The following is a 24,007-nucleotide window of genomic DNA, read 5'->3' on the forward strand; positions in this document are numbered from 1 at the left end:
GCTTTTTATTTTTCCTGTAGAGGAGTGAACCCCTTGCATGAAGTGATTTTTACAGCCGACGAACTCCGTGCTAAGTGCGCGGAATGGCAGAAGATCCTAAGGTTGCAGGATTGGATTGTTGGCCTTGAGATATGTCGAGAGAGGGAAATGCATGAGCAAAATCGCAATGCTGAGATTGATGCAGTGCTCCCGAAAAGAATGGCGTCGATCCGCATCCTAGCTCCGGTCGACTATCCTCCTAATTCTGCCGAACCTCAAGACATGGAGCTTTCCTTGGTGCATGAGTTATTACACATCCATCTATTTCCGCTCTTTGCAGATCGGGAGGATGAAATGCGATTGGTCGCAGAGGAACAGGCTATCGAAGCAATTAGCCGCGGCTTAATTGCGTTGGCACGGAGAGGGGGTGAACAAGAGAATGCGGAACGGACTGATTTACGGGGAGATGGCGGAGCAGACAACGCAGCCGTTTAGGCTGTTCGGGAATCTTTCGGGAGAGATGAGCGTCAACGATGTACCGCTCGCCCCGGGTGTGCGGATTGATGAGCTAAAGAAAGGCGACGACGATCCGCTGGAAGTCGTAGTTGAGATCCCAGCCAGCCGTTCCAAGCGGGGCTGGAACTACAGAAGCCAATCGTTGAAGGATATTGTCGATGCGGTCATGACCAAGACGCTGAACGGTTTCCTGGGCCACCAAAAACCGGAGGACGTCAATAATCAGTTTCTGCCCCCAGTCACGCATTGGGTTGGGGCGAAGATGGTCGGCGAGACGGCTTACTTCCGCGGTGTGGTCGATGCAGCGGCGAAGGATCTGAAACGGTGGATTCGTTCCAACCGAATCAATCAGGTGTCCATTTACGGCATGCCGAAGCTGCAACGAGCAAAGGGAGAAACTGACGTAGTTGGCTACAATCCTTTATCCATCGACTGGACTCCACTTGACCGCGCAGGGATGAATACCCGCATCGTCGCCATGTCGGGCGAGATGTGGGACTTAGATGGGGCAGGCCCCGAAGAATCGAAAGGAGATGACGAACAGGTGGAATGGGCGCAGGTTTTAACCGAAGTGAAGAAGAAACACGGCATGAAGGGATTTACGATCGGCACGCTGGCCGGGGAAATGGGACTCACAGATGAACAGGTAGTCGCGGAGCTGACACCAGAGTTTGCGCAGCAGGTCCAGCGGGCGCTCGATGTGTTGGGCAAAGCTGAGAGCATCCTGGGCGTGAGCGGGGAAATGGATGTCGAAGAATTATTCAAAACGTTGAAAGCTGCAGCCGACAAGGAAGCTTCCGCCAGCCGGGATCAAATCATTGGCGAAATGATGGAGTCGAAGGTTACCTCGGTGGCCGTCCGGAAGGACCTCACGAACCCGGAGACACCGCTCGGAAAAATGTGGTCGTACCATCTCCGCGGAATTGCAGCGGATGCCACTAAGGAACACATTGCCGGAGAAATGGATACTTTTCTTGCCGACCCAGTAGTGAAGGGTATCGTTGATCGGTACCATACCGATCCCCCTGCCGGAGCTGGCCGTGCCGGAACGGGCGGCGGGCAAGCTGGGGGGCCGCAGAACCTAAAAACCAAACGGACAAGCATTTAAGGAGGTTGAATGTCAATGCCATACAAAGGTCAACCGGTGCCAAGCACCACGTATCAGTCGTATCGAGCAAAAGTCAGCGACGGGAAGTCTGTCCGAGTCACTGTTCCGGCGAAGACAACCATTGAGGCCCAAAAATTTTACCTGTTGGACGGTTTCTTTGGCGCTGCCACGGAATCTGTCACAACGGGTACAGGACAAACGGATGAAGTTGTCCTGAACATCGAACAGGCGGAATTTGAAACTGACCAAATCGATAAAACTCAGGCGTTTGCTGTTGGAACATCAATCTACTGGGATGCCACAAAAAACCAACTTACAGAGACTGCCACCGACAACCGTCTTGTAGGGCGAGTAACGGCGGCGAAAGACGCCAATAACGTAATCTGGTTCCTGCTGGGACCACAAGTATAGGAGGCTGATAATCAATGGCAAGAGTACACAGTATTGAGACACTGAAAGAAAAGCGCCGGCAGGGGACCGTTCAAACAACGGTTCCTTTTTTGTTGAATGGACGTCAGGAAGTAGTCACCAAGAAGATCGTAAACGGCGAGATGGAGACCTATGAGCTCGATAAGCCGATTGGCGAGATGTTGACGAGTGAAAACAGCAGGAAGGAACTGCTGCAGAAGGTTGTCCTTGACGTTGAGCTGGGGAAAGAAGAAGTCCCGACCCTGTACGGTCCCATTTATGACACAATGAATGATCCTAATTTTCCAGAAGTATTCGACGCAAAGTGGGCACAATACGGAACCGTTGTTTTCTTCAAACACCTTGAAGGCGAGGAAGTCAAGTTTGGTAGTTTGCAAGCAGAACAAGGTCCAACAGCTAGAATCGAGGGGTTTACAGCGGGATTTGAGTACACAAAAGAAATAGAGCTTTTTAACCAAACATTTAACTTTGAGTTGCTTAACAAGGCGTTCGGGGAAGCCCACAATGCGCTGCTAAATCATCTTCATCTCGGGCCGATCATCAAGCACAGCTATAAGGCAGGAAACAAGACGGCGCCTGTATACGTGGACCAGTTAGGCAAAACGCTCACGAGTGCAACAGGAGCTCACTTCATCTTGAGTATGCGGGAGACGCTGCGAGCTGCACTGCGGGATGCCCGAACGGCCAAGCGCCCGGGGAACATTCTCTTGGCAAATCCGGCCGACAAAGAGGATATCGACGATGCACTGTCCAGTTTTACAATTCAGGCGACGCCTTATCGGGCATTGGACGGCATCACGGACATCATTTACTACGATGGATGGGAAGCCACCGTAAGCAAAAAGACATACACATATCCGGGTGTTCCTGCAGGAAAGGCTTACCTTATCCGTCCGAAACGCGGATTTAAGGAGCTCGTCAAGCAGGCCCTGCAAATCCAGGCGACCATGGGGGACTTGACGCGTCTGGTAGAAGCACAAGTGGTCGGCGACGTATGGCGTGGTGTATTTGCGGCAATCGACGAAAATGTCCAGGAGATTAGTTTCCCGGGCAAAGCCTAAGGCGGTGATCTAAATGGAAACTAGTCCATTGCTTAGGACCAAGCTTCGGAGACTCTTAAACGAGGTGATTCCGAGGGGCGGTTCCGAAGCGGATACGAATTTCACCGATGCGGAAATCGACTTGCTGCTACAGGAGGCGGATAGCATTTATGTCGCCGCCTCCGTGGGGTGGATGGAGAAGGCGGGGCTGCTGCAGGGTGACATCGAGAGCTATTCGGCTGGTACGGAAAAGTACGACCTCACACCCCTGAAAGACAAGCTCAATCACGCTTTGTTGATGGCTCAGCAGTACAGCCAAATGGCGGAATCGGCTGCGAACGGGGGGAGCTTCATGCTCCGCGTGCAGGCACCGCGGGTGCTTTGACATGGACTTTGTAGAATTGCGCCGGCGGCATATTGCTTGGAATATATCGCAGAACCCTACTGAGATCGCTATCCACCGCAAGGAGAAAGTCCGGAAGGGTGGCGGGCACGATGAGATTGAAAAGGACCTTCCGCCCGTTACCGTCCGGATTTTTGTTTCGCGCTCTCAGATACCGCAGACCGTTTCCAATTTAGCCGGCACGAAACAGACGGATAAGATGTATAGCCTACTTGCCGACGGGTACGCGGACATCAAAGCAGGTCCGAACGTAACCGATCGTTTCGAAGCTTTAGGCGAGACGTTCGAAGTTGTTTCTGTCCAACCACAGGTTGTGCAGGGTGTGATCGTTGGGTATCAGGCCGATCTTGAAAGGGTGAAGTGATATGGGCGATTTTGGCGAAAATGCGATCGAATACATCAGGCGGAAGAAAGCCGGCACATATTCTGTTGTTGAAAATTTAGCTCGAAAAGCCGAGGGCGACATGAGAATGAGCTTTCCCTGGAAACCAAGAACACACACTGCACATAGAGCGTTGCATGCAGGTGTAGAAGAATCAAAAGACAAGGTTACTATGTATCTTTCTCACGGCGTTCGGTATGGCGGCATCCTGGAGGAGGGCTCCAAACCCCATATCATACGGCCTAAAGACAAGAAGGCATTGTACTGGAGTGGCGCGAAGCACCCGGTACGGGCTGTAAAGCATCCAGGTACGAAGCCACGAGCGATTGTCCAGCCTACAGCGGTCAAATACAAGGGGAAGCTCCGGGACGCTTTACTGAAATGGTGGGGTGCTGAATGAGGAACGCGATCAGAGAAAGGTTGATTGCTGCAATTCCCGAGCTAAAGGACGTCTATGAGCCACATGCTGCCGAGGCCAAGAGCGAAAAGCCGTATGTCGTTGTCCTGCAAGGGCAGGATAGCGACGAGTCACCTTGGACCGGCTTCCGCCGGATCGTCGAGGTCTGGCCGTATGTGTCTCGGTCGACTTTTGAAAAGGTGGACGCCTTGGCGGGAAAAATCATCGCCGCTCTGGACAAGCAGCTGCTGACAACCGAGGCCGGAGAGGTCTTTTCGTGCATTTACCTTGGGTCATCGGGGCAGGACGTTGTTGACGAAGAATGGGACGCGATTACTCGAGGCATGCAGTTTGCTGTTATGGCGCTGCAGCCGGTTGGTACAGACGGCCAAATCACAAGTGACCCATGGGTTCCGGCTCTGGCGTCCTGGACGACCAACATCATGGGACAAGATTGGGCCGTTTATAACGGTTTCTGGCCGCTCGGGTACGCGCGTCCTGCGGTCATGTGGCGGGTGACAGGGATTGACGTAACACCGATAAGCTTGGGCTTATATCGAATAACAAAGCGCTTTACGGTGCATGTGGCTGGAAATAAGGAACATCCGGAGAATGCAGGGGTGGCCGCACTTGTCGAACGGTTAGGGAGCGAAATTAAAATCCCTTTTGACCTTAAGGACCGGAGATACCTGACGATTATGGATCCGAAAGCCAATATTGGAGCCGATGCGTTACAGGAGGGCCAAATCACGGTCACACTTTCGCGACGCGTATCGCGGCCACAGGCCGATGTCCCGTTAATCCGCAGTGTAAATTACAAATCAAGTATCAGGTAGGTGAGATCGATGGCGGAGAAGCCTGAAAAAAAGGCGGAAGCGACAAATGAATCAAAGTATCCCATTGATGAGCTTTCGGCACATGCCGAGGCTCTTTTTAATGTTCGGCCAGAGGTTTTGGTCGGCGCTCTACATGGAGTTAACCAACGCGAACTGACGATTGATGAGGTAAAAAAAGCAGTCGATCAGTTTTTGAAAAGGAAGGCGATCTAAATGGCAGGAGGAAATTGGAGTCCGACGGATATGCCGGTGCTGCCTGGACTTTACATGAATTTCGTAGCCGTGGCGGGCGCCGCCATTCAACCGGGCGCGCGCGGCATCGTCGTTGCCCCCGTGAAGGCACATTGGGGGCCGGTCGGTGAGTTTGTTGAAGTTGCGGACGAGAAGGCGATTAAGGATAACTTTTCGTCGGATGAGACGGGCGGAGCCACGGCATACACAACATTGTTTTTGGCCCTGCTTGGTGGGCCGAAAAAGCTGCTCGCCTATCGTCTGGCCGATTCGTCGGCGGCGGCCGCCAAGGTCACGCTCAAGGATACCACAGACACTGACTGCTTGACTCTGACAGCGAAGTATCCAGGAGAGCGCGGAAACGGCTTTAATGTGACAGTACAGGCCAGCCTTGTTGATGCTACAAAAAAAGAGCTGAGATTGTACGAGGGCACGACTCTTTTGCGGACGTTTTCGATTGGGGACGGCACAGCGGCTGCTGCGGCCATCAATGAAGACGCGGATAACAACTGGATCGTTGCAGAGAAGGTGGCCGACGGAACTGTGGCGGACACATCCGGCGCCGCCCTCAATGGAGGAAAGAGCGGCATTTCCGGCATCACGAATGCCGATTACATCGCCGCGACGGAAGCCTTCGAGGGACAGGACTTCCACGTCCTGACGCTTGATGGAGTCACCGATCCGGCGCTTCGGGCAAGCATCACGGCGTGGGTCAAGCGTGTTCGCGGCGAAGGAAAGGGCATTATTGCCACACTCGGGGGGCCGACGTCGGATGACAAAGGCCACGATGCGGTGACAAAGGCAATTGCCCGGAGCGCTGCGTGTAACCACGAAGGCATTGTAAATGTCGGCTCGGGGGCTATTCTCGGCGACAAGGAATACAGTTCCGCGCAGATTGCAGCATGGGCTGCTGGTTTGATAGCGGGGCAGTCCCTCAGTCAAGCCACAACATATGCCGAGTCGCCTTTTGATGACGTGACCCGGCGATGGACCCGTTCGGATCAAGAGCAAGCCGTACGTGGGGGCGTGTTCCTACTGATTCACGATGGACGTCAAGTCAAGGTTCTGCGGGGCGTCAATACGCTTGTCACGCTGCAGGAGGGGAAGAACAACTCCTGGAAGAAAATCCGGACAATCCGCGTCATGGATCAAATCAATTCCGACCTTCAGCGGACTGCTGAAGATACCTATATAGGTAAGGTAAACAACACCGAAGAGGGGCGTTTGGCTCTGATCGGTGCCTGCAAGGAATATATGAGAACGTTGGCTCAGAGCAATGTCATTGAAGGGGCAGGGTATGACGTTATCCTTGATCCAGATTATTATGGTTCTTCGCCTGCTAAAAAGCCGGAACCTGACCAGGTATTCTTGCAGTGGAACGCTAGACTGACAGATGTGATGGAACAAATTTTTGGCACGTTCTTCGTTTCGTAAAGGGGGAATGAAATATGGCACAAGGAGCAGGAATGGACCCAACAAGAGCGATACTTGGGACATTCGCTCAAGCGTTTATCGATGGCGAATGGCAGACGAATATAAACCATCTGGAGGCTAAGGTGGAAATCGATAAACGAGAGCTCAACCTAGTAGGCCATAACTGGGTGCAATTCAAAATCGGTGCCAAGAAGGGCACTGGCACCATTAGCGGATACAAAACCACATCAAAGATGATTCAGAGGGATTTCAGCAAATTTGACATCATTTCCAAATTGGATGATCCAGAGGCCTACGGTTTTGAACGTATACGTTTGATCCGTTGTATGCCAGACAGCGTACAACTCGCCAACTGGACGGCTGGCGAAGAAGTGACGGAGGAAACGCCATTCACGTTTGAAGATTATGAGCTGCTCGACCCTATTGAAATCTAAAATTGAGAGGATGAATATATAATGGCAAATCAACAATTGAACGAACAGGAGATCCTGGACAGTCTATTCGAAACGGCGTCCAATTTACCCGAAGAGACTGTTTTCATCAAACGACTCGGTATGCGGGCCGTGCTGCGAGGACTGACATCAAGCAAGGTGGACGCGATTCGAGAGCGCTGCACGGTACGGAAGACGATTAAAGGCCAGACTACTGAAAAAGTAGATACTGAGCAATTTAATGCAGCGTTGATCAAGGAGGCTACATCTTCCCTTGAAGTCCAGGGGCTTAAATTGAGTGGGTGGGGCGACGAACGTTTGACCAGTCGCTTGAAGCTGTCGGGCGGCGAAGAAGTGATCCGCCGAATGCTGCTGGCTGGGGAGTTGGATGCGGTTGGAGACAAGGTTCTCGAAATCTCCGGTTTCGGGGTAGACATTGCAGATGTAAAAAACTAATAGGCTCCGGGGGAATGACGACGATGCTGTACCACATGTGGGTACGGCACGATCTGACACCCGGGGCCTTTTGGTCTCTTCCAGCGGGGGAGAGGAAGCTTTTGCTTGCCTTCACGCTAATGGAGATTGAATCCGTACCAAAGCCAAAGCGGGGTGATAAGCTTGGCTGAGAAGGAATTCTACCGCCTGGATCTCGTCATCGGTACGGACGGGGTGGAAGATGCCGAGAAGCAAGTCAAAGCAATAGACAAGATGCTTGAGCAGACGACTCGGCGGGCTTCCGTGCTGGGGAAAACTAAAATCACTCCAACCGCCCGATTGGAAGACCGATTATCTTCGCCTGCACAGAAGATTGAGGGCAGGATGGAGAAGATAAATCGGACTGTAGCGAGGCCGGAAGCGCGGCTCTCGGATAAAGTTTCCGGCGCAGCGAACAAAGTCTCCTCCACTCTGACAAGTTTGGCCCGTAAACCATACACCGTGTTCATTTACGCAAGAGACTTCGCATCCGCAACCATTCATAAAATCATGAACGTTCTGAGTAGTCCTCTGACATTGCTTGGCGTAGGGGGCGGCATGGCCGGGGTGACTACGGTCGGCCTGAACATGGTCATGGAAGAGCAAGGTATTCGGTCAGCCTTCAAGGTCCTGCTGGGCAGCGAGGATGCCGCGCAAAAGCGTGTTGAAGAATTGACCACATTCGCAGGGCAAACGCCTTACAAACGCGAGGAAATCTACGAGGCCTCGCGGATTTTGCAGGTATTCACGGGGAATGCTCTATCCACCGGAAATGAACTCAAGCGGATAGGGGACATCGCGGCGGGGACGAAGCAGCCGTTCGGTGATGTTGCTCTCTGGATGGGCCGACTATATGATGCCATGAAGTCTGGGCGGCCAGTCGGTGAAATGACTTCCCGCCTCCAAGAGATGGGGGCGATTAACGGAGAGGCCAGGGCCGGTATTGAAGCGCTCGCGGAATCGGGGATGGACATTTCGAAAACTTGGCCGATTGTTACCCAAGCATTCGACAAATTTGACGGCATGATGGAGGAAATGAGCGGCAACCTACAGAACCTGCTGCTCGGAACCAAGTCTTTCTTCACCCAGAATGTCTTCAAACGCTGGGGGATGGGGATCGAAAGTGTTCTTGGTCCCGCCTTGAAAAAGTTTCGACAATGGAGATCCGAAAATAAGGAGACCGTTGTTTTAATTGGGCAGACCTTTGAGGATCTTGGAAAAAAGGCTGCTGACTTTGCAATTGGAGGTATTGAAAAGATATCTTCCAAAATAAGCGAGTTGGCTAAAAATCCAGATTTTCAGAACGCTGATTTTTTCGGGAAGATTAAAATAGCGTGGGATGATCTAATCGCGAAGCCCTTTTCTGACTGGTGGTCTTCAGATGGTAAGGCAATGATTGCCGATATTTCCGGAAAAATAGGTGGAGCACTCGGTGGAGGTTTAAAAGGCATACTCATGGGAGCTCTAGGACTCTTCACCACTGAGAATACACTCAATGATGACGGAACATTCACATCGGCAGGGGTTGCGGCTGGGCAGGCGTTTTTTCAATCTTTCGTAGACGCTTTTGATGCTAGTGAAATTGCGCAAAAAGCCGTTGAAGCTTTCCAAAACATTCAACCTACATGGTTGGGTGGGGAATCAAGCGGTTGGATCGGGAATGTTCTTGCACTTGGTTTTGATGCTTGGTTGCTAACGAAAGCTTACAAGCTATTCAAGAAGCCGTTCACTTCTGGGAAAAAAGCTTGGAACTGGGGCAAGGGATTGTTCGGTAAAGGCAGCAAAGTCTCACCGGGAGTCGGCGGAGGCGGTTATGTTAACCCGGCAGGTTCTTCTAAAAAGCCTTTGCAAAGGGCCCCAGGTCCATATCAACGTGGCTGGTATCCCAGAACGCCAACCACGCATCCGCCTGTTGCCCCAAAATCACCCGCAGTGCCGGTAAAACTCCCTCCATTTGCGAAAACGATGGTCAAGGGACTGCCGTATGTTGCCGCTGGGCTGAGCGTCTACGACATCGCTACGGCGGAGCCGGGACAAGAACGAGCGAAGGCTGTCGGCTCAAATGCCGGTGGTTGGCTCGGGGCGATAGCTGGAATGAAGCTCGGCGCCGCTGCTGGTTCCATCGTACCCGGTTACGGAAATGTAGTGGGCGGCCTGATCGGTATGGGATTCGGTGCCATGGGTGGCAGCAGAATTGGGGAATATGTGATGGAGAACCCAGAGGTTCCGCGGAAAGTCGCTCCTATTCTTGGGGGAGTTTCCGGCACAGGTTCGGGCACCGCCGCTGCAATAAAGGCAATCATGGAACAAGAGAAACAAAAGAAATCCTCTGAGACCGTCAAGATATCTGAGCAGCAAGTAGATCAGATGATGTCGTTCCTGAAGGATTTCAAAAAAGAAGTCAATAATGATTTTGGGATTAACCTTGCTCCCGGTGCCATCCAGATCAACATGCCAAAAGAAGAAGTTGATTACGATTTGATCAAGAATGTCGTGGGCCAGGGAATCGCCAGAGCAATAGAAACAACGTTACAAAACACGAAATGAGGCGGGGAATATGGAGTTTCATCTCATTGATGCGAAGGGGAAAAACCTATATTTCCCCGTCAATCCCGAGGAAGTGACCATCCGGAGGGAAAAGGGAATTGAGACCGTCAACGTCATGTCATACGGGGAATTTGACTTTCCCAGCGGGGAGAAGGTGAAGGAAATCGCCTTCTCTTCTTTTTTTCCACAGGTGTACGATTCCGGGTATTGCAATTATGAAAATATCCCGGAACCGCACACGGCCATGAACTGGCTGAACAAGATGATCCAGGACAAGCAGCCAGTCCGTTTCATCATCACTGGCACGCCCGTTAATGTACTGGTTCTGGTGTCTGGCCATACCACCACGTTCAAGGGTGGGGAGCCGGGCGACATCTACTTTGAGCTCACCTTGAGAACTTGGCGGCGTGCAAGGGTGCATACGAAAGTACCGACAAAGAAGCCGGCAGCAAATAAGGCCCCTTCGCAAAGCGGGAAGACCACTCGACCGGATACGAAGCCGACGCCCAAGACGTATGTCGTGCGGAAAGGGGATACCCTATCAAAAATTGCGAAAATGGAGCTCGGCAGCAGTAGCAAGTGGAAGGCACTTTACGAGTTGAATAAAAAGGCGATAGGTCAAGACCCGAACAAAATTAAGCCCGGAACGAAGTTGGTGATGCCGACATGAGTTATGAAGTGGTGCTGCAGAACAAGTATTATTTGCGGGAGTTGATCGAAAGCATCACGCTTAAGGATGCTCTCGATCAAATATCGTATCAAGCAGAAATAAAGCTCAAGATCCCGGCCACGGGTCTGAACATCGAGCCCGGGCAAGAGATCCGTGTGAGTGGCGTCCCATATGGGGCCGAAAAGATGGTTTACCTCTTGAATCCCGGCGTCGTTTGGGAATGCACAAGCAAAACCAAAGAATCAAAGCACATGGACGTGCTCATATACGATCGCACCATATACTTGGCGAGGTCAGAGGATGAATATCTATTCCCGGCCGGACAAACCGCGACCCAGCGGCTGCGGAAGTATGCGGCGGATTGGGGGATCAAGCTTTCGACAGTTCCGGACACCAAGACAAAGCTAAAAAAAGCCGTGTACCGCCCGAGACCGCTATACAAAATGATTACTGCCGACTTGCAAGAAACGGTCAAATCCGGCGGGGATATGTACATTCCACGGATGACAACAACAGGCTTGGAACTATTCAAGGTGGGCAGCAACAAGACGGTGTGGGAGCTCCAATCGATTGAAGAGCTGACGCAAACGAGAACCTTGGAAGGCACCATCACCAAGGTAAAGGTGATCGGGACAGAAGACCGGAAAGAAAAAACAAAATCCAAGTCGAGTGGGAAGGCCACCCCGGAGATACCAGAGGGCATGACGTTGGAAGAGTATGGGCGCCTATATGGGGCAAAGGTTCAAAAGGGCAGGGGTGGCAAGAAGCCCAAGGTCAAAGCATCAAAGGTTGAGCTGCCGTCCAAGATCCTCGCAATTGCAACGGGCCAGACGGCCAAGCTGGGAACGCTGCAGCGGATGGTCCAAGATGAGGACGTCAAAACACCAGCGGCGGCCAAGAAACTGGCTGAATCCATGCTTACAGGGATTCAGCAGACTTTCAGCGTCACGACCCTTGACTTGAACACAATTCGGGCTGGTGACGCCGTGAAGCTTAACGGGATGACTCTGATAGTCATGTCCGTGGTCCATGAGCTGGGGGAGCCCGGTCACATGACGCTTGAACTTGGCTCGACCGACTACGTAAAGAGGAGGTATTTTCTTGAGTACTGATCCGTTTGATATTATCGCGCGGACCCTGCGTGGAGGAATGCAGATGCAGGCAGATGAGATGCTTTCCGGCGTCCCGGCCGAGCTGGGGACGATCACGGAGACTGGCCTCAAGCTCGACAACTTCAAGCATGAGGTCCAGGACTACCTTGTGGCCGACTTCCTAGTTACGCTGCACCTTCCGGCCTTTTCGATGATCGGGACCACTGCATCGCCTGTGGACGAGGAAGGGGGCGCCAGCGGGCCGAAATCGCAGCGGGCGTTGTTTGAGTTTGAACCGACCCTGATTGAGCAAGTACGTGTCAATCTGGCCGCTGGGCTGCTGCCTGGCGAGCGTGTTCTGGTGCTGCCGACTAACGGCGGAGCTGATTTTGTGGTGATGTGCAGGGTGGTGAACAATAACAATGCCTAACCTGTTCCCAGTGGATATTGAAAACGATTGGACGGAGGAGACGGAAGAGGCTACGGAGCCGGATGTCGCATTCGGCAGAAGCTGGCGTTTTGATTTCGAGAAGGGCGACTTCGTCATGACCCCGACACGGAAAGTCGCCGCCGCAAACGAAACGGAAGCCTGGATCATGTGGTGCGAGAAAGCGATCCGGACGCCGCGGTACCGGCACCTGATATACTCACGGGAGCATGGCGAAGAATTCGACAGTCTGATCGGAAAGGGGTACAGCCGGGCTGTCATCGAGAGCGAGATCCAGCGTATTGTGACCGAAACGCTGATGGTCGACCCGCGAACGGCCAGCGTCGACGGGTTTACGTTTTCCTGGTCCGGTGACGGCTGTCATTTCTCGTGCCGTATTCAAAATGTGCGAGAAGAGACGGAGGCTATTGAAGGGCGGGTGGAGACCTGATGGCGAATTTACCGCTCTATCTGCAAGAGCAAACCGAAGATGAAATTATGCAGCGCATGCTGGACCGTGTGCCCTCGGATATCGACGTTTCCGAGGGTTCTTTTATTTGGGATGCCCAGGCACCGGTTGCCTTCGTGTTGTCTGAGGCTGCGGTGTGGGCGCAGCAAGTTCTGGAACGCGGCTTTGCCAGTACGACTTTCGGGGAGTATCTGGACCTTAGGACGGCGGAGCACGGCGTAGTCCGGCGGGCGGCGGTGGCAGCCGTGGGGGAGGTCAAATTCAGCGGCACGGCCGGAAAGGTGATACCAGCTCAGACCATTGTCGCGACGCCAGCGGACGAGATATCGGGCGAGTCATCTATCGAATATGAGACGACTGCAGCCGTGACGCTGGATGTCAATGGGGAAGGTATTGCAGCGATTCGTGCCCTCATCCCTGGCCGAAATGGGAATGTGCCCGCTGGCGTCATCGAGGTCATGTCCACCCCAATAGCCGGCGTGACGTCCGTGACGAATACTAAAGAGACAATCGGCGGGGCGGACACAGAATCGGACGAATCGCTTCTTGAACGCTTTTACGCCAGGGTCAGGAATCAGGGTACGAGCGGTAACAAGGCTCAGTACATCCAGTGGGCCGGAGAAGTGCCGGGCGTGGGGGGCGTTCAGGTTCATCCTCTTTGGGACGGCCCGGGGACGGTTGGCGTCTATTTGTTGGACGTCGAGAAGCGCGCTGCATCTGACGAGATTGTCCAGGCAGCCCAAGAGTACATTGACCCAACGATGGACGGGCAGGGAGAGGGGATGGCGCCAGCGGGGCCGATCGTGACGGTGATGGCAGCCGAGGAAGTACCGATCAGCGTCCGGGTGAAACTCACTCTGGCCAGTGGGGCTTCATTGGAAGAGGTGAGGACGCTGATACAGAACGGCACCCGTCAGTACCTGAAGCAGCTGGCCTTTGTTGATCCGCTTGTCCGCTACACGCGGATCGCCGCGGTACTCCTAGACATCCCGCCGATCATTGATTTTACGAGTTTGTCTATCAATGGCCTTAACGACGCTAATATCGAGATCGGCCCCGGCCAGGTAGCGGTATTGGGGACGGTGGATGTTTATGAGTGACCTTATAGCGAGCCCACAGGGCAGAGAGATGTTCTCCTTTCTTCCTGCCTACTACGAGACGTCCCGAGTTATGCAGTCCGATATGCAGGCAAAGGGAGCGGAACTGGACATGCTTTTGCGGGCCATGGACGAGACTCTGGAGCAGTTCTTCGTCCGGACAGCGACCTGGGGGCTGGACCGTTGGGAGATGGAGTTGGGTATCCCGACGGAGAAAGGTAAACCGATCGAGCAACGGCGAGCGGTTGTTGAATCGAAGCTGCGCGGGGCAGGGAAATTCTCTGGTCGCCTCGTGAAGAGTGTGGCTGAGGCGTACGACGGCGGAACAGTTGACGTATCATTTCAACCAACTGAGTGGAGTTTCACGATTAAGTTTGTGGACACCATCGGCGTCCCACCTAACCTGGATGATCTGAAGATGGTCATCGAGGAGATTAAGCCGGCGCATTTGAAGGTTGAATATGAATTCAGTTATTTGCTTATCCGGGACATCCACAACGTGATGACAATCAATCAACTCCAAGAAACCAAGTTAAGCAAATTTGCAGGGGGGTGAGCAATTTGGCCAATAATACACCTAATTTGGAGCTATACAAGGTAGACCCCATAACGGATGGGGATAAGACGTTTAACGTCACGACGATGTTAAATGAGAACTGGGACAAGATAGACCGGGCAGCTGCTGACTGGGGCACTGCAAAAATCTTGCCCGCGAAAGCTTTTAAGGCCGAAGACGAGGGGGGCGGGTACCCCAAGGGTGTATCCATGTTTTACTTGGACTACGACGGCATGGATTTGGGGTGGCCGGTTAACAACGGGCAGGTTATCACTTTTGTGACAGGAAAAAACAGAGTGTCGCAAATGGTTTTTGAAACGAACATAGCCACACAGCGCATCTGGACGCGTAGGTGGTCAAGTACTCAAAAGGCTTGGTCAGCATTTCTCGAGCAAGAAACCACGGCCGGATCGGCGGAAAAGGTAGCGCAGGCGTTGAAGGAGGCGAAGGCATACACCGACGAGAAGGCATCCGACGCTCCGGTCAAATCGGTAAACGGTAAGACAGGTGATGTAGCTCTGACTGCCGCGGATGTGGGGGCTGCACCAAAAGAACATAAACATGATGCATCCGATATCACAACCGGCACAATGGCGGCTGCACGTCTGCCTGCCGCGACCACTACGGGGCATGGAGTCGTGCGGCTTTATGACGGGGTAGACGGGCTCGCTCCTAATTACTCGGCTGCATCCCCCGTGGCTGTTAAACAAGTGTACGATGAGCTTTTATTGGTAAAGCAATCTGTCGTTGATGGCAAAGGGGTAATAGCGGAGGCCATCAACGGCAAAGGCGGCGGGCCAGTCTCCGCTTACAGTACGTTTCCCGAACTGGCCGCTGGAGTCAACCGAATACAGACAGGGGTACAAGTTACAAGAGCGAGATTACCATACAAGAGAATTACAACCCCATCTGACTCCTTCGTTGGTAAATCAGATGATGCCATCATTGATATACCCGCCGGAGCAAAGACGGCATCGTTCTTTACTGTGCGGGACGGCGGGGTCGGCACATATGTAAGCTCTCATGCGCGTGGTTGTAGTACACGAGCAAGACTATATATTAGAGATACAAATGGCAGGGAGGTCGACATCGCCTATTCAGAAACATCAAACACTGAAGGCTCGCTTGCATTGTACGGGGACTCTTACGACATCCTGTGGATGATTATTGACCTCGAAAGACAAAATATTTTGTACCGTGGTGTTAAGCGAAATACAGGCACAAGCTCAAGCAGCGAAATACAAATAGAAGTCGCCATAACCTCGCTTAATGTGAGTGGTGGGCTTCAAATCAGGGGTATGGGCGAACTGTACGAACGAGGCGTCACTGGAAACACGTGGGGTAGTGCTTCGGCATCTGTAAATTGGGAATACATCTTTGCATAATAGTTCCACGAAAGCGGGGCTTGGCAACGAGATTAGTCCAATATTAGGAGGGATAGCATGTATGTTATTTACGACCGAAATTATAGGGTAGAAACCATCTACCACAATCCTACAGAGGAGCAGATGTCAGAACCGGGGATACACGTCGAAGGCGAAATACCGCAACCGGAACATATTCTTGGTCTGCGGGCGGTGCTGAAAATCGACGTGGAAAAGGCTCGGCTTTATTATGACTATGAGCGCCCGGATACCTTGGAGTCAAAGCTGCTGGAACTGATGAAGGAAAACGTCGAAATCAAATTCGCCCTCGCCGAGCTTGCGGAGGCCCAAGAGAAAGATAATACGAATACCCAATTAGCTATTACTGAGCTGGCAGAAACTCAGGAGAAAGACATTACCAATACGCAGTTGGGTCTTACTGAGCTTGCCGAGATGAGCGTAGAAGGAGGTGAGAAGTAATGGCACTCATTTATTGGGATTTGATTCGCAAGAGTCTCAAGAAAATCGAAGATGTACCACTGCGTTGGAGATCTGCTGTAGAAGCGTTGTTGGAACAAGAAGCGTAAGCGCCTGCCCTATGGTATGGCGCTATTTTATGCCCTCACGGCAGCGTGGGGGCTATTTCATTTGAGGGGGTTCAAGTATGAATCATTTGAAAGAATTAGGGCTCACCGTCTGGACGGCTGCCGCTGGAGCCAATGCCAAAGAGGCGACATGGGGTGCCGGTACGGCGTTTATCGGGACGTTGGGATCATTGCTCGGCGGCTGGGATCAGCCATTAATATTTTTGCTGGTTCTCATGGCTGCGGATTACATTACGGGCCTTCTCGGAGCATTTAAAACTAAAACAGTCAACAGTGAGGTTATGTTCTGGGGCGGTATTCGAAAGATGACGATTCTGTTCGTGATTGGCCTCGCCGCTCTGATTGATTCATGGATTCAACCCGGTTCGCTCCTCTTCCGGACCATCGCGATATTCTTTTACGCTGGGCGGGAGGGGCTATCCGTCGTTGAAAACTTGGGAGTTTACGGCGTGGACTTGCCTCCGAAGTTAGTTTCTTTTCTGGAGCAGTTGAACGAAAAAGGAAAGGAAGTAGATGATCATGACCATCGAAATTAAGCAGCGATTGCTTCCAGACGGGCGGCCCAACAAGCCGAGCCGGTCGATGAAACCGCAATATATCACGATCCACAATACAGACAATAGCGCTCCGGGAGCTACAGCCGAAGCACATAGCCGGTATATCTTGAACGGGAGCGCGGGAGCGCAGAAAAGCTGGCATTACACGGTTGATGACAGAGAAGTCTATCAGCACCTGCGGGACGACGAGCAGGGATGGCATGCCGGCGACGGCAGCGGCCCCGGAAACGCGTCATCCATCGGCATCGAGGTCTGCATGTACCAGGGCATGGACGAGCCGAAAGCGTGGCAGCGGGCGGCGGGGCTGATCGCTCTGCTGTGCAAGCGGCACGCAATACCGGTCAGCCGTGTTGTACCGCATCGCCATTGGAGCGGGAAGGCTTGTCCGAGCCGGATACTGCCGCGTTGGGGAGAGTTTGAGAAAATGGTGGAGAAGGAGTTGGGGACATTGGACAAACCAAAGCAGCCGGACTATGCCGGCCATTGGGCAGAGGCTTCGATCCGAAGAGTCATGAATGCGGGCATTATGTCCGGGCGCGGAAACGGCTTCGCGCCGAACGAGCCGATTACGCGGGCAGAAATTGCTGTTGTCGTGGATCGTATGTTGAAGTCCTCGGGGAAATAGCATATACTGGAATAAAATCCGGAGGCACCGGTGAAAAGGAGCTCTGCTGGCATTGTGCTGGTGGGGCTCCTTTTTTTGCGCTAAAATTGGCCGGAAGATGGCCGGGAAGTAACCGATTACAGAGATTAGAATCAAGATAGCGAACGAAAAATGCGATTTTTGGGGTGCTTGGGATGACAAGGGGATGGACGAAAACAAGGGGTGGGAAAATTTTCTTAGCCATATGGGAAAATATGTGTTACTATTTAGTCAACAAGTGGTTAAATAAAGGGGGGAGAAGAATGGAACCCACTGTATTTGATGTTGCCGACTACTTCTTGGATAGATACAAGCGTGAAGGGCGTGCGGTTACACACTTACAGTTACAAAAGATGTGTTATTATGCCCAGGCGTATTATTCGGCAGAGTACGGGGAAGAAATGTTTACATCTATATTTGAGGCTTGGGCGCATGGTCCAGTGAGTCCCGCCCTCTATTCCAGATACCGATCAGCGGGCTATCAGCCGTTACCATTTCCTACTTCTGTGAATATAAATAAATTTACCTCCTGCATGATGGAGGTAATGGATACAGTATGGAATAAATTTTGGGATAAAGACCCAAAATGGTTAGAGAAGCAAACGCATATGGAAATACCTTGGAGGCAAGCTCGCGGGGCTACGCCTTATGGTGAAAAATGTACAAATATTATCGACATAAATGTAATGCGAGACTATTATAAGGGACTGATTGGCATGAAGGAAAGAAAGCCGTTAAAGCCCTTGTTTAAACTCAGCCAGATAAAACAAGCAGCCAAGACGATCGATTTATCATCACGTGGTACTGATGAGGAGTATTTCGATGCAATTCAGGCAGAACTAGAACAATTTAAAGTTCTTCGAGAAAGGGCAGCTGGTGCATGGGAAAGAGAAAACGAGTGAAATACCCGTTCGATGATCGGGTATTTCAGTATGGGGAAATATATAAAGTAAAAGATGAATATGTTGTTTTTCCAGAAGAAAAGTATGTAACTAGAACACAGCATGAATCACGGTTGGTATGTATAATCCATCACTGTGAGGCAAATTCCGACCCGCGAGCCTGGGTAATAAACGTAGCTCCATTATCAAGTTGCATTGAAATGAAGCGTGATAATGATTTGGAGATTACACCCCAAAAAGGTAATTACATAGATCGGACCTCGCTAATTAGGTTAGGTTGTGCCCAGCCACTTTTAAAAATTGATTTGGAAGGGCCGGTGGGGGTATTAACTGAAACGCAATTACTCCAATTAACAGCGCTTCAAATTCTACTCACAGGAACTGAACTGGATTAAAGAAAAGCCCCGGATTTCTCCGAGGCTTTTTATATTAAAAACTCCACGAATACCGGATCACGTAACATGCCCGCCTTCGTCCAATTCCGCGTTTTCACCTTCGCCCTTACCGTCGGCTGCAAGTAAACATTATTCTTATCCTCGCCAGTAATAAGGGAGTGACGTACTCCATAAAATGCACGTTTGTGATCTGGAGTCACGCCAAACTCTATAGCCCCCGCCGGCCGCAATCTCCCGGCCCCATCATCGATAGCCGCAATCCAACCAAACTCGTCCTTCCTATACCGGCCGATCCACACGTCCGTATAAGTCCAGTTAATTACTTTCTGCCATGACGTTGATCGCCGGCTGACATACGTACTATCCTTCCGCTTGCACACGATGCCTTCCATGCTTCGAGAGCAGATATCGGCGTATAACGCTTCTCCGGCGCCTTCGATAAATGGGCAAATGGCTATGTGTCCATTGGGCGGGAGAGAGGCTGTCGTAAGTATTTCCTTGCGCTGCATGAGTGGTAACCCACGCAGGTCCACGCCGCGATAACTCAAGATATCAAATACAACGTAGGTGGCCGGCAACTGCCCCATAAGCCGGTTGATACTGTCTGAGCGGCGCGCCTGGAACCGCGTCATGACGGCCTCAAAATCAACGACCCCAGCGGGATCGATGCATACGATCTCGCCGTCAAGGATCATATCCTCGCCGAACGGCGTGGATAACAGCTCCGGGTATTGTTGGGTACATTCATTATGGTGCCGTGTGTATATCCGGATGCGGCCGCCGATAATCGAAAGAATCGCTCTATGGCCGTCAAATTTAGGTTCAAATATATAGTTGTCGTCGTTGAATGCTGCCTCGGCCGTCTCGAGAAGCATTGGAGGTATAAACATGTCATCACCTTCGGTAATTGTACCAATAGATTTTATATTATGGAGGTGGAAAGTAATGTAAGGGAGAAAATTCGGATAAGGGAAATGTCTTGTCGCACTTATTCACAAAGATGAAGATTTGATTACGCGTTGCCAAAAGTGTATATTTTCCAAAAGATATAGTATAATGATCCTATTATATAGACATGCTAGACTATTACTATATTCCTGGGTGATGATGTGAATCTCTTTTTTGACGAATCGGGTAACATGGGACGAGACGGAAGATACTTTACAATTGCTTGTGTGGCTTGTAAAAATGATAAACAATTAAATAACGCTTTAAGTAGGGCGGAATTAAAAACAAAAAGACAATTTCCTTATTTTAAGAGGTTTCAGGAAGTAAAGGCTAGTGATTCAAATCCCGTCATCAAAGATTATTATCTAAGAAAGATAGCGTCTAAAGAAGTGGAAATAAGATATATAGTGGCGGATTTAGAAAATGTAAAAAGCAGACTAAAAGAAGATTCAAATCTTTTGTATAACTATATGCTCCATTTTCTTATTACGCCATACGCAAGAATCCCCAATGTTAACCATCTTAATATTGTCCTGGATAACCGGACTATAAGGGTGCAATCAGTTAATTCTTTTGCAGATTATATAAAAATAAAAATGCAATATGAATTTCAGTGCAGGTATTCAATAAACGTGAAATACATGGAGTCCCAAAACTCTTACGGTATTCAGGCTGCGGACTTTATTGCTAATGCTGTTCAAACAAAATATCAATATGATTATGGATATTATTATTCATTATTTGAAAATAAAGTTGTACAGCGTGAGTTATTTCCAAGAGCATATTTTGGAACCAGTAAAGTTTTAACAATCAACAGATAAACAATTTTTCTCAGTTAAATCTTTACTTTTTTCTTGTTCTGGTGTATCCTAAAGTTACCTAAAACATGCGCGTGTAAACCCAATAAATACGTGTGACAATACTTAAACACATAAACTGCCTGTGTGGTAGTCGTATTATTGGTAGCGCGCATGCATGAAGAAAATCACCCAACTCCCTTTATGGGAGTTTTTTTGTTATTGAAACAAGAACGCACATTCGCATATAATAAGAACAAACGTTCTATACGGAGATGATGGGAATGAGGCTGGATCAATATGTCGGCCGACAAGTTGAGATTATCTATGAGGACCGAAATGGCAGCATTACGCAGCGGCGGATCGTCGTCCGCAGCATTCGGGACGGCGTGCTACACGCAACATGCCTGACAGCGGGGGCGTGGCGCCCGTTTAGGATCGAACGTATTTTGTCCTGGCAGCCGGTCAGGGGGCGTACCGCTTGAGAAAGAAACTTGGTGGCAATGGTATTTGGGAGTCCAGCCGTATGATCATCCCGCAGCACAAAGAGGCGTTACTCCGGCACCAACGCGAGCAGCATCGCCAGGAGCGGCCGAACCTCGACGATCAGGTGGTTGAAGAGCTTTCACGACGCCTTCAATGGTCCATGGAAAACCGGGAGCCTATTACCTTGCAGCTTTATGATCCGTTTGATCGGCGGGAGGTTGTCGGCGTCGTAGTGGACATTGATATGATTGGGCAGCGTGTCCGGCTGCGGGAAGGGGATGAGAAACGCTGGATTTCAGTTCATGACATACTGGGGGTGAATGATTTATGAAGGATTGGAGAGAGAAATTAGAACGGACAGAGAAGCCGGTAGCAGCGAAGCTAAATGATCCTAATCTTTGCAACTGTATGGCGGCCATGAAAGGGAAATGGATCGACGGCGTATACACATGCGTGCGCTGCGAAAAGCCTGTATATGACTCATTTGGAAGAAGATAAGCCCCGGAGCGATCCAGGGCTATATTATTATGACCTTGCCCAATCAAACAGGGCTTGGGCGTGGTCCAGGCTCATGTCGCAAGTATAATATATTCCGCTCTTATTTATATAGTGGCCTGCAATCAGTTTCCGTGCATGTTTTGTTTCTGCAAAAAATTCGAACGAGTAGAAGTCCTCTATTTTTTTGATATTTGATTTTAGGATCTCGCTTTGGTGCAGCCTCATTTCGAGACTGCGGACGTCCTCCTTAGACATTACATCCTTTAGTTCATCTAGCGTCATTTCTTTCACGACCAGATCACGGCCTTGCCATGTGCTCATGCAAACACCTCCCTTATGATTTACTCTATGTCTGTATATTACTACACTATATTGAGTGGCCGCGACTCAGTTTTCCGCCGGCTTAACAATCGTCCTAAACGCGTGATCAAGCGCTCGGATCTCCGCTAACTGTTTTGCATCCGTCAGATCCGTCCAACTCAAAATTCTTCGGACCTGCCCGGTATAAAATATACGTGATTCAGAGGCCGCTCTTTCCGGGCTCAAATGCTGTACGAATTCAGTGAACACTTTCTCGTAAGGATTCATGGATACATCCTCCGTGTATAGTTTCCAAAACGTTTATCGGGTATTGAACTTTCGAGGTGAAAATAGTGGGGTTAGCCACTAAAATTCATCTCTTCTTTTTTATCGAAATTGTGTGGTGTGTGCTCCAAAATGCTCGCACCCAGTATCACAACCTCTTTGTTGAGGTCGAGCCTTACACCATGCATATCCAAGCCGCTTTTTGTAACCACATGATCGACTGGGATGATCTTCCCATTACTCATGACATTACAAATCAATCGGTCGCCTTCTTTGATGCTTGCATAAATGATTCGCACTAAAATTCACCCCTCTCAAAAATGTCAGAAAGTGTGGTGATGTCCGTCCCAACGGTGACGAGTTTCGGTTCATCGCTGTAAATAGTGATCGGCTCCATCGAACCATCTGGACGGTAATGGATGTTGTCGAAGCGTTCGAAACTCATATCCTTATCGAACTTCGGTTTGCGTACAGTTGCTCTCGTACCGTATAAAACCTTTGCTCTCAGCACGTCGTATGAATACCCCTTTCCTGCCTTTTCTACCGTCTTGATGATGTTATTCACGCTTTCGGTATAGGCGTTTGTAAATGGATGCAGGAAGTAATTGAATATCTCCTGCTTGAAGTTGTTGAATGTCTTCTGGATCTCCTTGAACTGCTTAAACTCGGTAGGTATGCTTTGCTCCCATTTGTAGAAGCGTTGGAACGCCTCATAGCGGTCTTTTGATAGTCTGTAGATGTCACGCATATCCTCTTTGAGCCAGTACGCTGTAGCAAGCATTGGGAAGCACTTAAACCAGTAGTCACGCTTAATTATTTCTTCTGGCTTCAAGTCCTCTTTGTTCTTTAGTAGAACGTACCGATCACGAGTAAGAACGTGTTGCTCCTGCTTCGATAAGCCTTTCTTAATTGCGATACGGATACTGTCTAAAGCACCGTTGGCGTACTTGATGACGTGAAACCTATCGATGACCACAAACGCATTGGGAACCAGCTCCTTAACGGCGTACTTGTATCCAGTCCACATGTCGATCGTAGCGACTTCGATGTTCTGCCAGCCTTCCATACGTTGGATCGTCTCTTTGACGGTGCGTTTCAGGTTGTCGGCTGTAATCTCCAGGATCATGTTATTCTCGTTGTCGGTAAATACACCACGCATAACCTTGTTAAGGTGTGCCTCGTCTATCCCCAAGACCCTTGGAGCAACCAAGGAACGGTGTTTCTCTTGGTCTGCCACATACTCGTCGAAGTACCGTTTTACAGTCGTGTGAGATACTCCGTACTCATCTGCGATGTGGGTGAATGGCTTCTTTAATGCCATTAGCTTCATGTGTTCTACGAGCCGCTTAGTGACCTTCCCGCCCTTATCTACGCTGTCCAGTATCTCGTAGAACGTACCCCCGCAAGCAGGGCATCTGTACCGTCTGTGGCGTATTACGAGCTTCACAGCCTTGTTGTGCATTGATGTGTCTGAGACGACACGTTCCTTGATCTGATGGGGTTTAAAGTCCTTGCCGTTGTCTTCAGGGAACAGGTTTGATTCACCGAACATCGGCTTCATCCAACCGCATTGAGTGCAGAAGTAAGGCGTTTCGTTCTTTTCTACGGTAAATTTATAGAAGTGCTCGTTTTGTTCTTTTGCGATTACATTGAATTCTGATAGATTTAGCATCATTTTCACCTCGAAAGTTGTCTAATAGGTAATATTAT

The 24,007-nt window shown here is 50.5% G+C and carries 33 protein-coding genes; 29 read left to right on the forward strand and 4 right to left on the reverse strand.

The genetic code is table 11. From position 1 onward, the window contains the following. The first annotated feature begins 33 nt into the window (after positions 1 to 33). The 26 genes from L6439_RS01200 to L6439_RS01320 all read left to right on the forward strand — a co-directional run bounded on the left by L6439_RS01200 (position 34) and on the right by L6439_RS01320 (position 18,983). Positions 34 to 474, forward strand: coding sequence for a hypothetical protein (locus L6439_RS01200; protein ID WP_213468628.1), 441 nt, complete (start codon positions 34 to 36; stop codon positions 472 to 474). Continuing rightward, the gene (locus L6439_RS01205; protein ID WP_213468629.1) at positions 419 to 1,603 is read left to right on the forward strand and encodes a hypothetical protein; all 1,185 of its coding nucleotides are present in this window, start codon (positions 419 to 421) and stop codon (positions 1,601 to 1,603) included. Before L6439_RS01200 ends, L6439_RS01205 begins: the two co-directional genes overlap by 56 nt. A 15-nt stretch (positions 1,604 to 1,618) precedes the next feature. After that, positions 1,619 to 2,014: a DUF2190 family protein gene (locus L6439_RS01210; RefSeq protein WP_213468630.1), complete on the forward strand. Its 396-nt coding sequence runs from the start codon at positions 1,619 to 1,621 to the stop codon at positions 2,012 to 2,014. 14 nt (positions 2,015 to 2,028) lie between these two features. After that, on the forward strand, positions 2,029 to 3,093 hold the full coding sequence (locus tag L6439_RS01215; RefSeq protein WP_213468631.1) for a hypothetical protein: 1,065 nt from the start codon (positions 2,029 to 2,031) through the stop codon (positions 3,091 to 3,093). A gap of 64 nt (positions 3,094 to 3,157) precedes the next feature. Next, a complete protein-coding gene (locus tag L6439_RS01220) occupies positions 3,158 to 3,457 on the forward strand; it encodes a hypothetical protein (RefSeq protein WP_237096700.1) in 300 nt (99 codons plus the stop codon). Between the two features lies 1 nt (position 3,458). Continuing rightward, positions 3,459 to 3,839 (forward strand): hypothetical protein, encoded by a 381-nt coding sequence (locus L6439_RS01225; RefSeq protein ID WP_213468633.1) that lies wholly within the window; start codon positions 3,459 to 3,461, stop codon positions 3,837 to 3,839. 1 nt (position 3,840) lies between these two features. After that, positions 3,841 to 4,257, forward strand: a complete 417-nt coding sequence (locus tag L6439_RS01230; RefSeq protein ID WP_213468634.1) for a hypothetical protein — start codon at positions 3,841 to 3,843, stop codon at positions 4,255 to 4,257. Further along, a complete protein-coding gene (locus L6439_RS01235; protein WP_213468635.1) occupies positions 4,254 to 5,090 on the forward strand; it encodes a hypothetical protein in 837 nt (278 codons plus the stop codon). Before L6439_RS01230 ends, L6439_RS01235 begins: the two co-directional genes overlap by 4 nt. A 9-nt stretch (positions 5,091 to 5,099) precedes the next feature. Next, positions 5,100 to 5,303 carry a YqzN/YkzM domain-containing protein gene (locus L6439_RS01240; RefSeq protein WP_213468636.1) on the forward strand — a complete coding sequence of 68 codons (204 nt, stop codon included), beginning with the start codon at positions 5,100 to 5,102 and terminating at the stop codon, positions 5,301 to 5,303. After that, positions 5,304 to 6,755: a phage tail sheath family protein gene (locus L6439_RS01245; protein WP_213468637.1), complete on the forward strand. Its 1,452-nt coding sequence runs from the start codon at positions 5,304 to 5,306 to the stop codon at positions 6,753 to 6,755. Between the two features lie 14 nt (positions 6,756 to 6,769). Next, positions 6,770 to 7,189 (forward strand): phage tail tube protein, encoded by a 420-nt coding sequence (locus tag L6439_RS01250; RefSeq protein WP_213468638.1) that lies wholly within the window; start codon positions 6,770 to 6,772, stop codon positions 7,187 to 7,189. 21 nt (positions 7,190 to 7,210) lie between these two features. Further along, on the forward strand, positions 7,211 to 7,642 hold the full coding sequence (locus L6439_RS01255; RefSeq protein WP_420540572.1) for a phage tail assembly chaperone: 432 nt from the start codon (positions 7,211 to 7,213) through the stop codon (positions 7,640 to 7,642). 162 nt (positions 7,643 to 7,804) lie between these two features. Next, positions 7,805 to 10,207: a tape measure protein gene (locus L6439_RS01260; protein WP_213468639.1), complete on the forward strand. Its 2,403-nt coding sequence runs from the start codon at positions 7,805 to 7,807 to the stop codon at positions 10,205 to 10,207. A gap of 10 nt (positions 10,208 to 10,217) precedes the next feature. Then, positions 10,218 to 10,877 (forward strand): LysM peptidoglycan-binding domain-containing protein, encoded by a 660-nt coding sequence (locus L6439_RS01265; protein ID WP_213468640.1) that lies wholly within the window; start codon positions 10,218 to 10,220, stop codon positions 10,875 to 10,877. Next, a complete protein-coding gene (locus L6439_RS01270) occupies positions 10,874 to 11,989 on the forward strand; it encodes an XkdQ/YqbQ family protein (RefSeq protein WP_213468641.1) in 1,116 nt (371 codons plus the stop codon). Before L6439_RS01265 ends, L6439_RS01270 begins: the two co-directional genes overlap by 4 nt. Before the next feature lie 37 nt (positions 11,990 to 12,026). Beyond that, positions 12,027 to 12,398, forward strand: coding sequence for a hypothetical protein (locus tag L6439_RS01275; RefSeq protein ID WP_420540583.1), 372 nt, complete (start codon positions 12,027 to 12,029; stop codon positions 12,396 to 12,398). Further along, positions 12,391 to 12,846 carry a DUF2634 domain-containing protein gene (locus L6439_RS01280; RefSeq protein WP_213468643.1) on the forward strand — a complete coding sequence of 152 codons (456 nt, stop codon included), beginning with the start codon at positions 12,391 to 12,393 and terminating at the stop codon, positions 12,844 to 12,846. Before L6439_RS01275 ends, L6439_RS01280 begins: the two co-directional genes overlap by 8 nt. Then, positions 12,846 to 13,964, forward strand: coding sequence for a baseplate J/gp47 family protein (locus tag L6439_RS01285; RefSeq protein ID WP_213468644.1), 1,119 nt, complete (start codon positions 12,846 to 12,848; stop codon positions 13,962 to 13,964). The genes L6439_RS01280 and L6439_RS01285 overlap by 1 nt, the downstream gene beginning before the upstream one ends. Beyond that, positions 13,957 to 14,517 (forward strand): YmfQ family protein, encoded by a 561-nt coding sequence (locus tag L6439_RS01290; RefSeq protein WP_213468645.1) that lies wholly within the window; start codon positions 13,957 to 13,959, stop codon positions 14,515 to 14,517. The genes L6439_RS01285 and L6439_RS01290 overlap by 8 nt, the downstream gene beginning before the upstream one ends. Before the next feature lie 5 nt (positions 14,518 to 14,522). Next, positions 14,523 to 15,902 carry a hypothetical protein gene (locus L6439_RS01295; RefSeq protein ID WP_213468646.1) on the forward strand — a complete coding sequence of 460 codons (1,380 nt, stop codon included), beginning with the start codon at positions 14,523 to 14,525 and terminating at the stop codon, positions 15,900 to 15,902. Positions 15,903 to 15,959: 57 nt separating this feature from the next. Further along, positions 15,960 to 16,361, forward strand: a complete 402-nt coding sequence (locus tag L6439_RS01300; protein ID WP_213468647.1) for a hypothetical protein — start codon at positions 15,960 to 15,962, stop codon at positions 16,359 to 16,361. Further along, positions 16,361 to 16,468, forward strand: a complete 108-nt coding sequence (locus L6439_RS29230) for a CD1375 family protein (RefSeq protein WP_269155971.1) — start codon at positions 16,361 to 16,363, stop codon at positions 16,466 to 16,468. Before L6439_RS01300 ends, L6439_RS29230 begins: the two co-directional genes overlap by 1 nt. 77 nt (positions 16,469 to 16,545) lie before the next feature. Continuing rightward, a complete protein-coding gene (locus tag L6439_RS01305; protein WP_213468648.1) occupies positions 16,546 to 17,022 on the forward strand; it encodes a phage holin family protein in 477 nt (158 codons plus the stop codon). Beyond that, entirely contained in the window at positions 17,006 to 17,668 is a 663-nt protein-coding gene (locus L6439_RS01310) for an N-acetylmuramoyl-L-alanine amidase (RefSeq protein WP_213468649.1), read from the forward strand. Before L6439_RS01305 ends, L6439_RS01310 begins: the two co-directional genes overlap by 17 nt. Before the next feature lie 281 nt (positions 17,669 to 17,949). Further along, positions 17,950 to 18,588: a Panacea domain-containing protein gene (locus tag L6439_RS01315; protein ID WP_213468650.1), complete on the forward strand. Its 639-nt coding sequence runs from the start codon at positions 17,950 to 17,952 to the stop codon at positions 18,586 to 18,588. Beyond that, on the forward strand, positions 18,585 to 18,983 hold the full coding sequence (locus L6439_RS01320; protein ID WP_237096701.1) for a hydrogenase: 399 nt from the start codon (positions 18,585 to 18,587) through the stop codon (positions 18,981 to 18,983). Before L6439_RS01315 ends, L6439_RS01320 begins: the two co-directional genes overlap by 4 nt. Before the next feature lie 29 nt (positions 18,984 to 19,012). Here the strand turns inward: L6439_RS01320 and L6439_RS01325 are convergent, their stop codons facing one another. Next, a complete protein-coding gene (locus L6439_RS01325) occupies positions 19,013 to 19,873 on the reverse strand; it encodes an ATP-dependent DNA ligase (protein ID WP_213468652.1) in 861 nt (286 codons plus the stop codon). A 249-nt stretch (positions 19,874 to 20,122) separates the two neighbouring features. On the opposite strand from L6439_RS01325, the gene L6439_RS01330 reads away from it, so the two are divergent. The 3 genes from L6439_RS01330 to L6439_RS01340 all read left to right on the forward strand — a co-directional run bounded on the left by L6439_RS01330 (position 20,123) and on the right by L6439_RS01340 (position 21,545). Then, entirely contained in the window at positions 20,123 to 20,752 is a 630-nt protein-coding gene (locus L6439_RS01330) for a DUF3800 domain-containing protein (RefSeq protein WP_237096702.1), read from the forward strand. Positions 20,753 to 21,012: 260 nt separating this feature from the next. Further along, positions 21,013 to 21,213 carry a hypothetical protein gene (locus tag L6439_RS01335; RefSeq protein WP_213468653.1) on the forward strand — a complete coding sequence of 67 codons (201 nt, stop codon included), beginning with the start codon at positions 21,013 to 21,015 and terminating at the stop codon, positions 21,211 to 21,213. Beyond that, entirely contained in the window at positions 21,210 to 21,545 is a 336-nt protein-coding gene (locus L6439_RS01340; protein ID WP_237096703.1) for a YolD-like family protein, read from the forward strand. Before L6439_RS01335 ends, L6439_RS01340 begins: the two co-directional genes overlap by 4 nt. 194 nt (positions 21,546 to 21,739) lie before the next feature. Here L6439_RS01340 and L6439_RS01345 read toward each other — a convergent pair whose 3' ends face one another. From L6439_RS01345 to L6439_RS01355, 3 genes are all read right to left on the reverse strand, one after another. Beyond that, complete coding sequence (locus tag L6439_RS01345) at positions 21,740 to 22,033, reverse strand: hypothetical protein (protein ID WP_213468654.1); 294 nt, start codon at positions 22,031 to 22,033, stop codon at positions 21,740 to 21,742. A gap of 338 nt (positions 22,034 to 22,371) precedes the next feature. Next, a complete protein-coding gene (locus L6439_RS01350; RefSeq protein WP_213468655.1) occupies positions 22,372 to 22,596 on the reverse strand; it encodes a hypothetical protein in 225 nt (74 codons plus the stop codon). Continuing rightward, positions 22,596 to 23,972 (reverse strand): ISL3 family transposase, encoded by a 1,377-nt coding sequence (locus tag L6439_RS01355; protein WP_213468656.1) that lies wholly within the window; start codon positions 23,970 to 23,972, stop codon positions 22,596 to 22,598. Before L6439_RS01355 ends, L6439_RS01350 begins: the two co-directional genes overlap by 1 nt. Positions 23,973 to 24,007 lie beyond the last annotated feature (35 nt).

This window comes from Paenibacillus dendritiformis, from assembly GCF_021654795.1.
Taxonomy (GTDB): domain Bacteria; phylum Bacillota; class Bacilli; order Paenibacillales; family Paenibacillaceae; genus Paenibacillus_B.

Excerpts from the sequence above, each read along its gene's own strand:
- L6439_RS01250 (WP_213468638.1), top strand. The coding sequence starts at position 6,770 with ATGGCACAAGGAGCAGGAATGGACCCAACAAGAGCGATACTTGGGACA.
- L6439_RS01300 (WP_213468647.1), top strand. The coding sequence starts at position 15,960 with ATGTATGTTATTTACGACCGAAATTATAGGGTAGAAACCATCTACCAC.
- L6439_RS01245 (WP_213468637.1), top strand. The coding sequence starts at position 5,304 with ATGGCAGGAGGAAATTGGAGTCCGACGGATATGCCGGTGCTGCCTGGA.
- L6439_RS01240 (WP_213468636.1), top strand. The coding sequence starts at position 5,100 with ATGGCGGAGAAGCCTGAAAAAAAGGCGGAAGCGACAAATGAATCAAAG.
- L6439_RS01235 (WP_213468635.1), top strand. The coding sequence starts at position 4,254 with ATGAGGAACGCGATCAGAGAAAGGTTGATTGCTGCAATTCCCGAGCTA.
- L6439_RS01310 (WP_213468649.1), top strand. The coding sequence starts at position 17,006 with ATGACCATCGAAATTAAGCAGCGATTGCTTCCAGACGGGCGGCCCAAC.
- L6439_RS01265 (WP_213468640.1), top strand. The coding sequence starts at position 10,218 with ATGGAGTTTCATCTCATTGATGCGAAGGGGAAAAACCTATATTTCCCC.
- L6439_RS01345 (WP_213468654.1), bottom strand. The coding sequence starts at position 22,033 with ATGAGCACATGGCAAGGCCGTGATCTGGTCGTGAAAGAAATGACGCTA.
- L6439_RS01335 (WP_213468653.1), top strand. The coding sequence starts at position 21,013 with ATGAGGCTGGATCAATATGTCGGCCGACAAGTTGAGATTATCTATGAG.
- L6439_RS01255 (WP_420540572.1), top strand. The coding sequence starts at position 7,211 with ATGGCAAATCAACAATTGAACGAACAGGAGATCCTGGACAGTCTATTC.
- L6439_RS01280 (WP_213468643.1), top strand. The coding sequence starts at position 12,391 with ATGCCTAACCTGTTCCCAGTGGATATTGAAAACGATTGGACGGAGGAG.
- L6439_RS01210 (WP_213468630.1), top strand. The coding sequence starts at position 1,619 with ATGCCATACAAAGGTCAACCGGTGCCAAGCACCACGTATCAGTCGTAT.
- L6439_RS01270 (WP_213468641.1), top strand. The coding sequence starts at position 10,874 with ATGAGTTATGAAGTGGTGCTGCAGAACAAGTATTATTTGCGGGAGTTG.
- L6439_RS01355 (WP_213468656.1), bottom strand. The coding sequence starts at position 23,972 with ATGATGCTAAATCTATCAGAATTCAATGTAATCGCAAAAGAACAAAAC.
- L6439_RS01305 (WP_213468648.1), top strand. The coding sequence starts at position 16,546 with ATGAATCATTTGAAAGAATTAGGGCTCACCGTCTGGACGGCTGCCGCT.
- L6439_RS01205 (WP_213468629.1), top strand. The coding sequence starts at position 419 with ATGCGGAACGGACTGATTTACGGGGAGATGGCGGAGCAGACAACGCAG.
- L6439_RS01315 (WP_213468650.1), top strand. The coding sequence starts at position 17,950 with ATGGAACCCACTGTATTTGATGTTGCCGACTACTTCTTGGATAGATAC.
- L6439_RS01215 (WP_213468631.1), top strand. The coding sequence starts at position 2,029 with ATGGCAAGAGTACACAGTATTGAGACACTGAAAGAAAAGCGCCGGCAG.
- L6439_RS01225 (WP_213468633.1), top strand. The coding sequence starts at position 3,459 with ATGGACTTTGTAGAATTGCGCCGGCGGCATATTGCTTGGAATATATCG.
- L6439_RS01325 (WP_213468652.1), bottom strand. The coding sequence starts at position 19,873 with ATGTTTATACCTCCAATGCTTCTCGAGACGGCCGAGGCAGCATTCAAC.
- L6439_RS29230 (WP_269155971.1), top strand. The coding sequence starts at position 16,361 with ATGGCACTCATTTATTGGGATTTGATTCGCAAGAGTCTCAAGAAAATC.
- L6439_RS01285 (WP_213468644.1), top strand. The coding sequence starts at position 12,846 with ATGGCGAATTTACCGCTCTATCTGCAAGAGCAAACCGAAGATGAAATT.
- L6439_RS01330 (WP_237096702.1), top strand. The coding sequence starts at position 20,123 with ATGGGACGAGACGGAAGATACTTTACAATTGCTTGTGTGGCTTGTAAA.
- L6439_RS01230 (WP_213468634.1), top strand. The coding sequence starts at position 3,841 with ATGGGCGATTTTGGCGAAAATGCGATCGAATACATCAGGCGGAAGAAA.
- L6439_RS01290 (WP_213468645.1), top strand. The coding sequence starts at position 13,957 with ATGAGTGACCTTATAGCGAGCCCACAGGGCAGAGAGATGTTCTCCTTT.
- L6439_RS01275 (WP_420540583.1), top strand. The coding sequence starts at position 12,027 with ATGCAGATGCAGGCAGATGAGATGCTTTCCGGCGTCCCGGCCGAGCTG.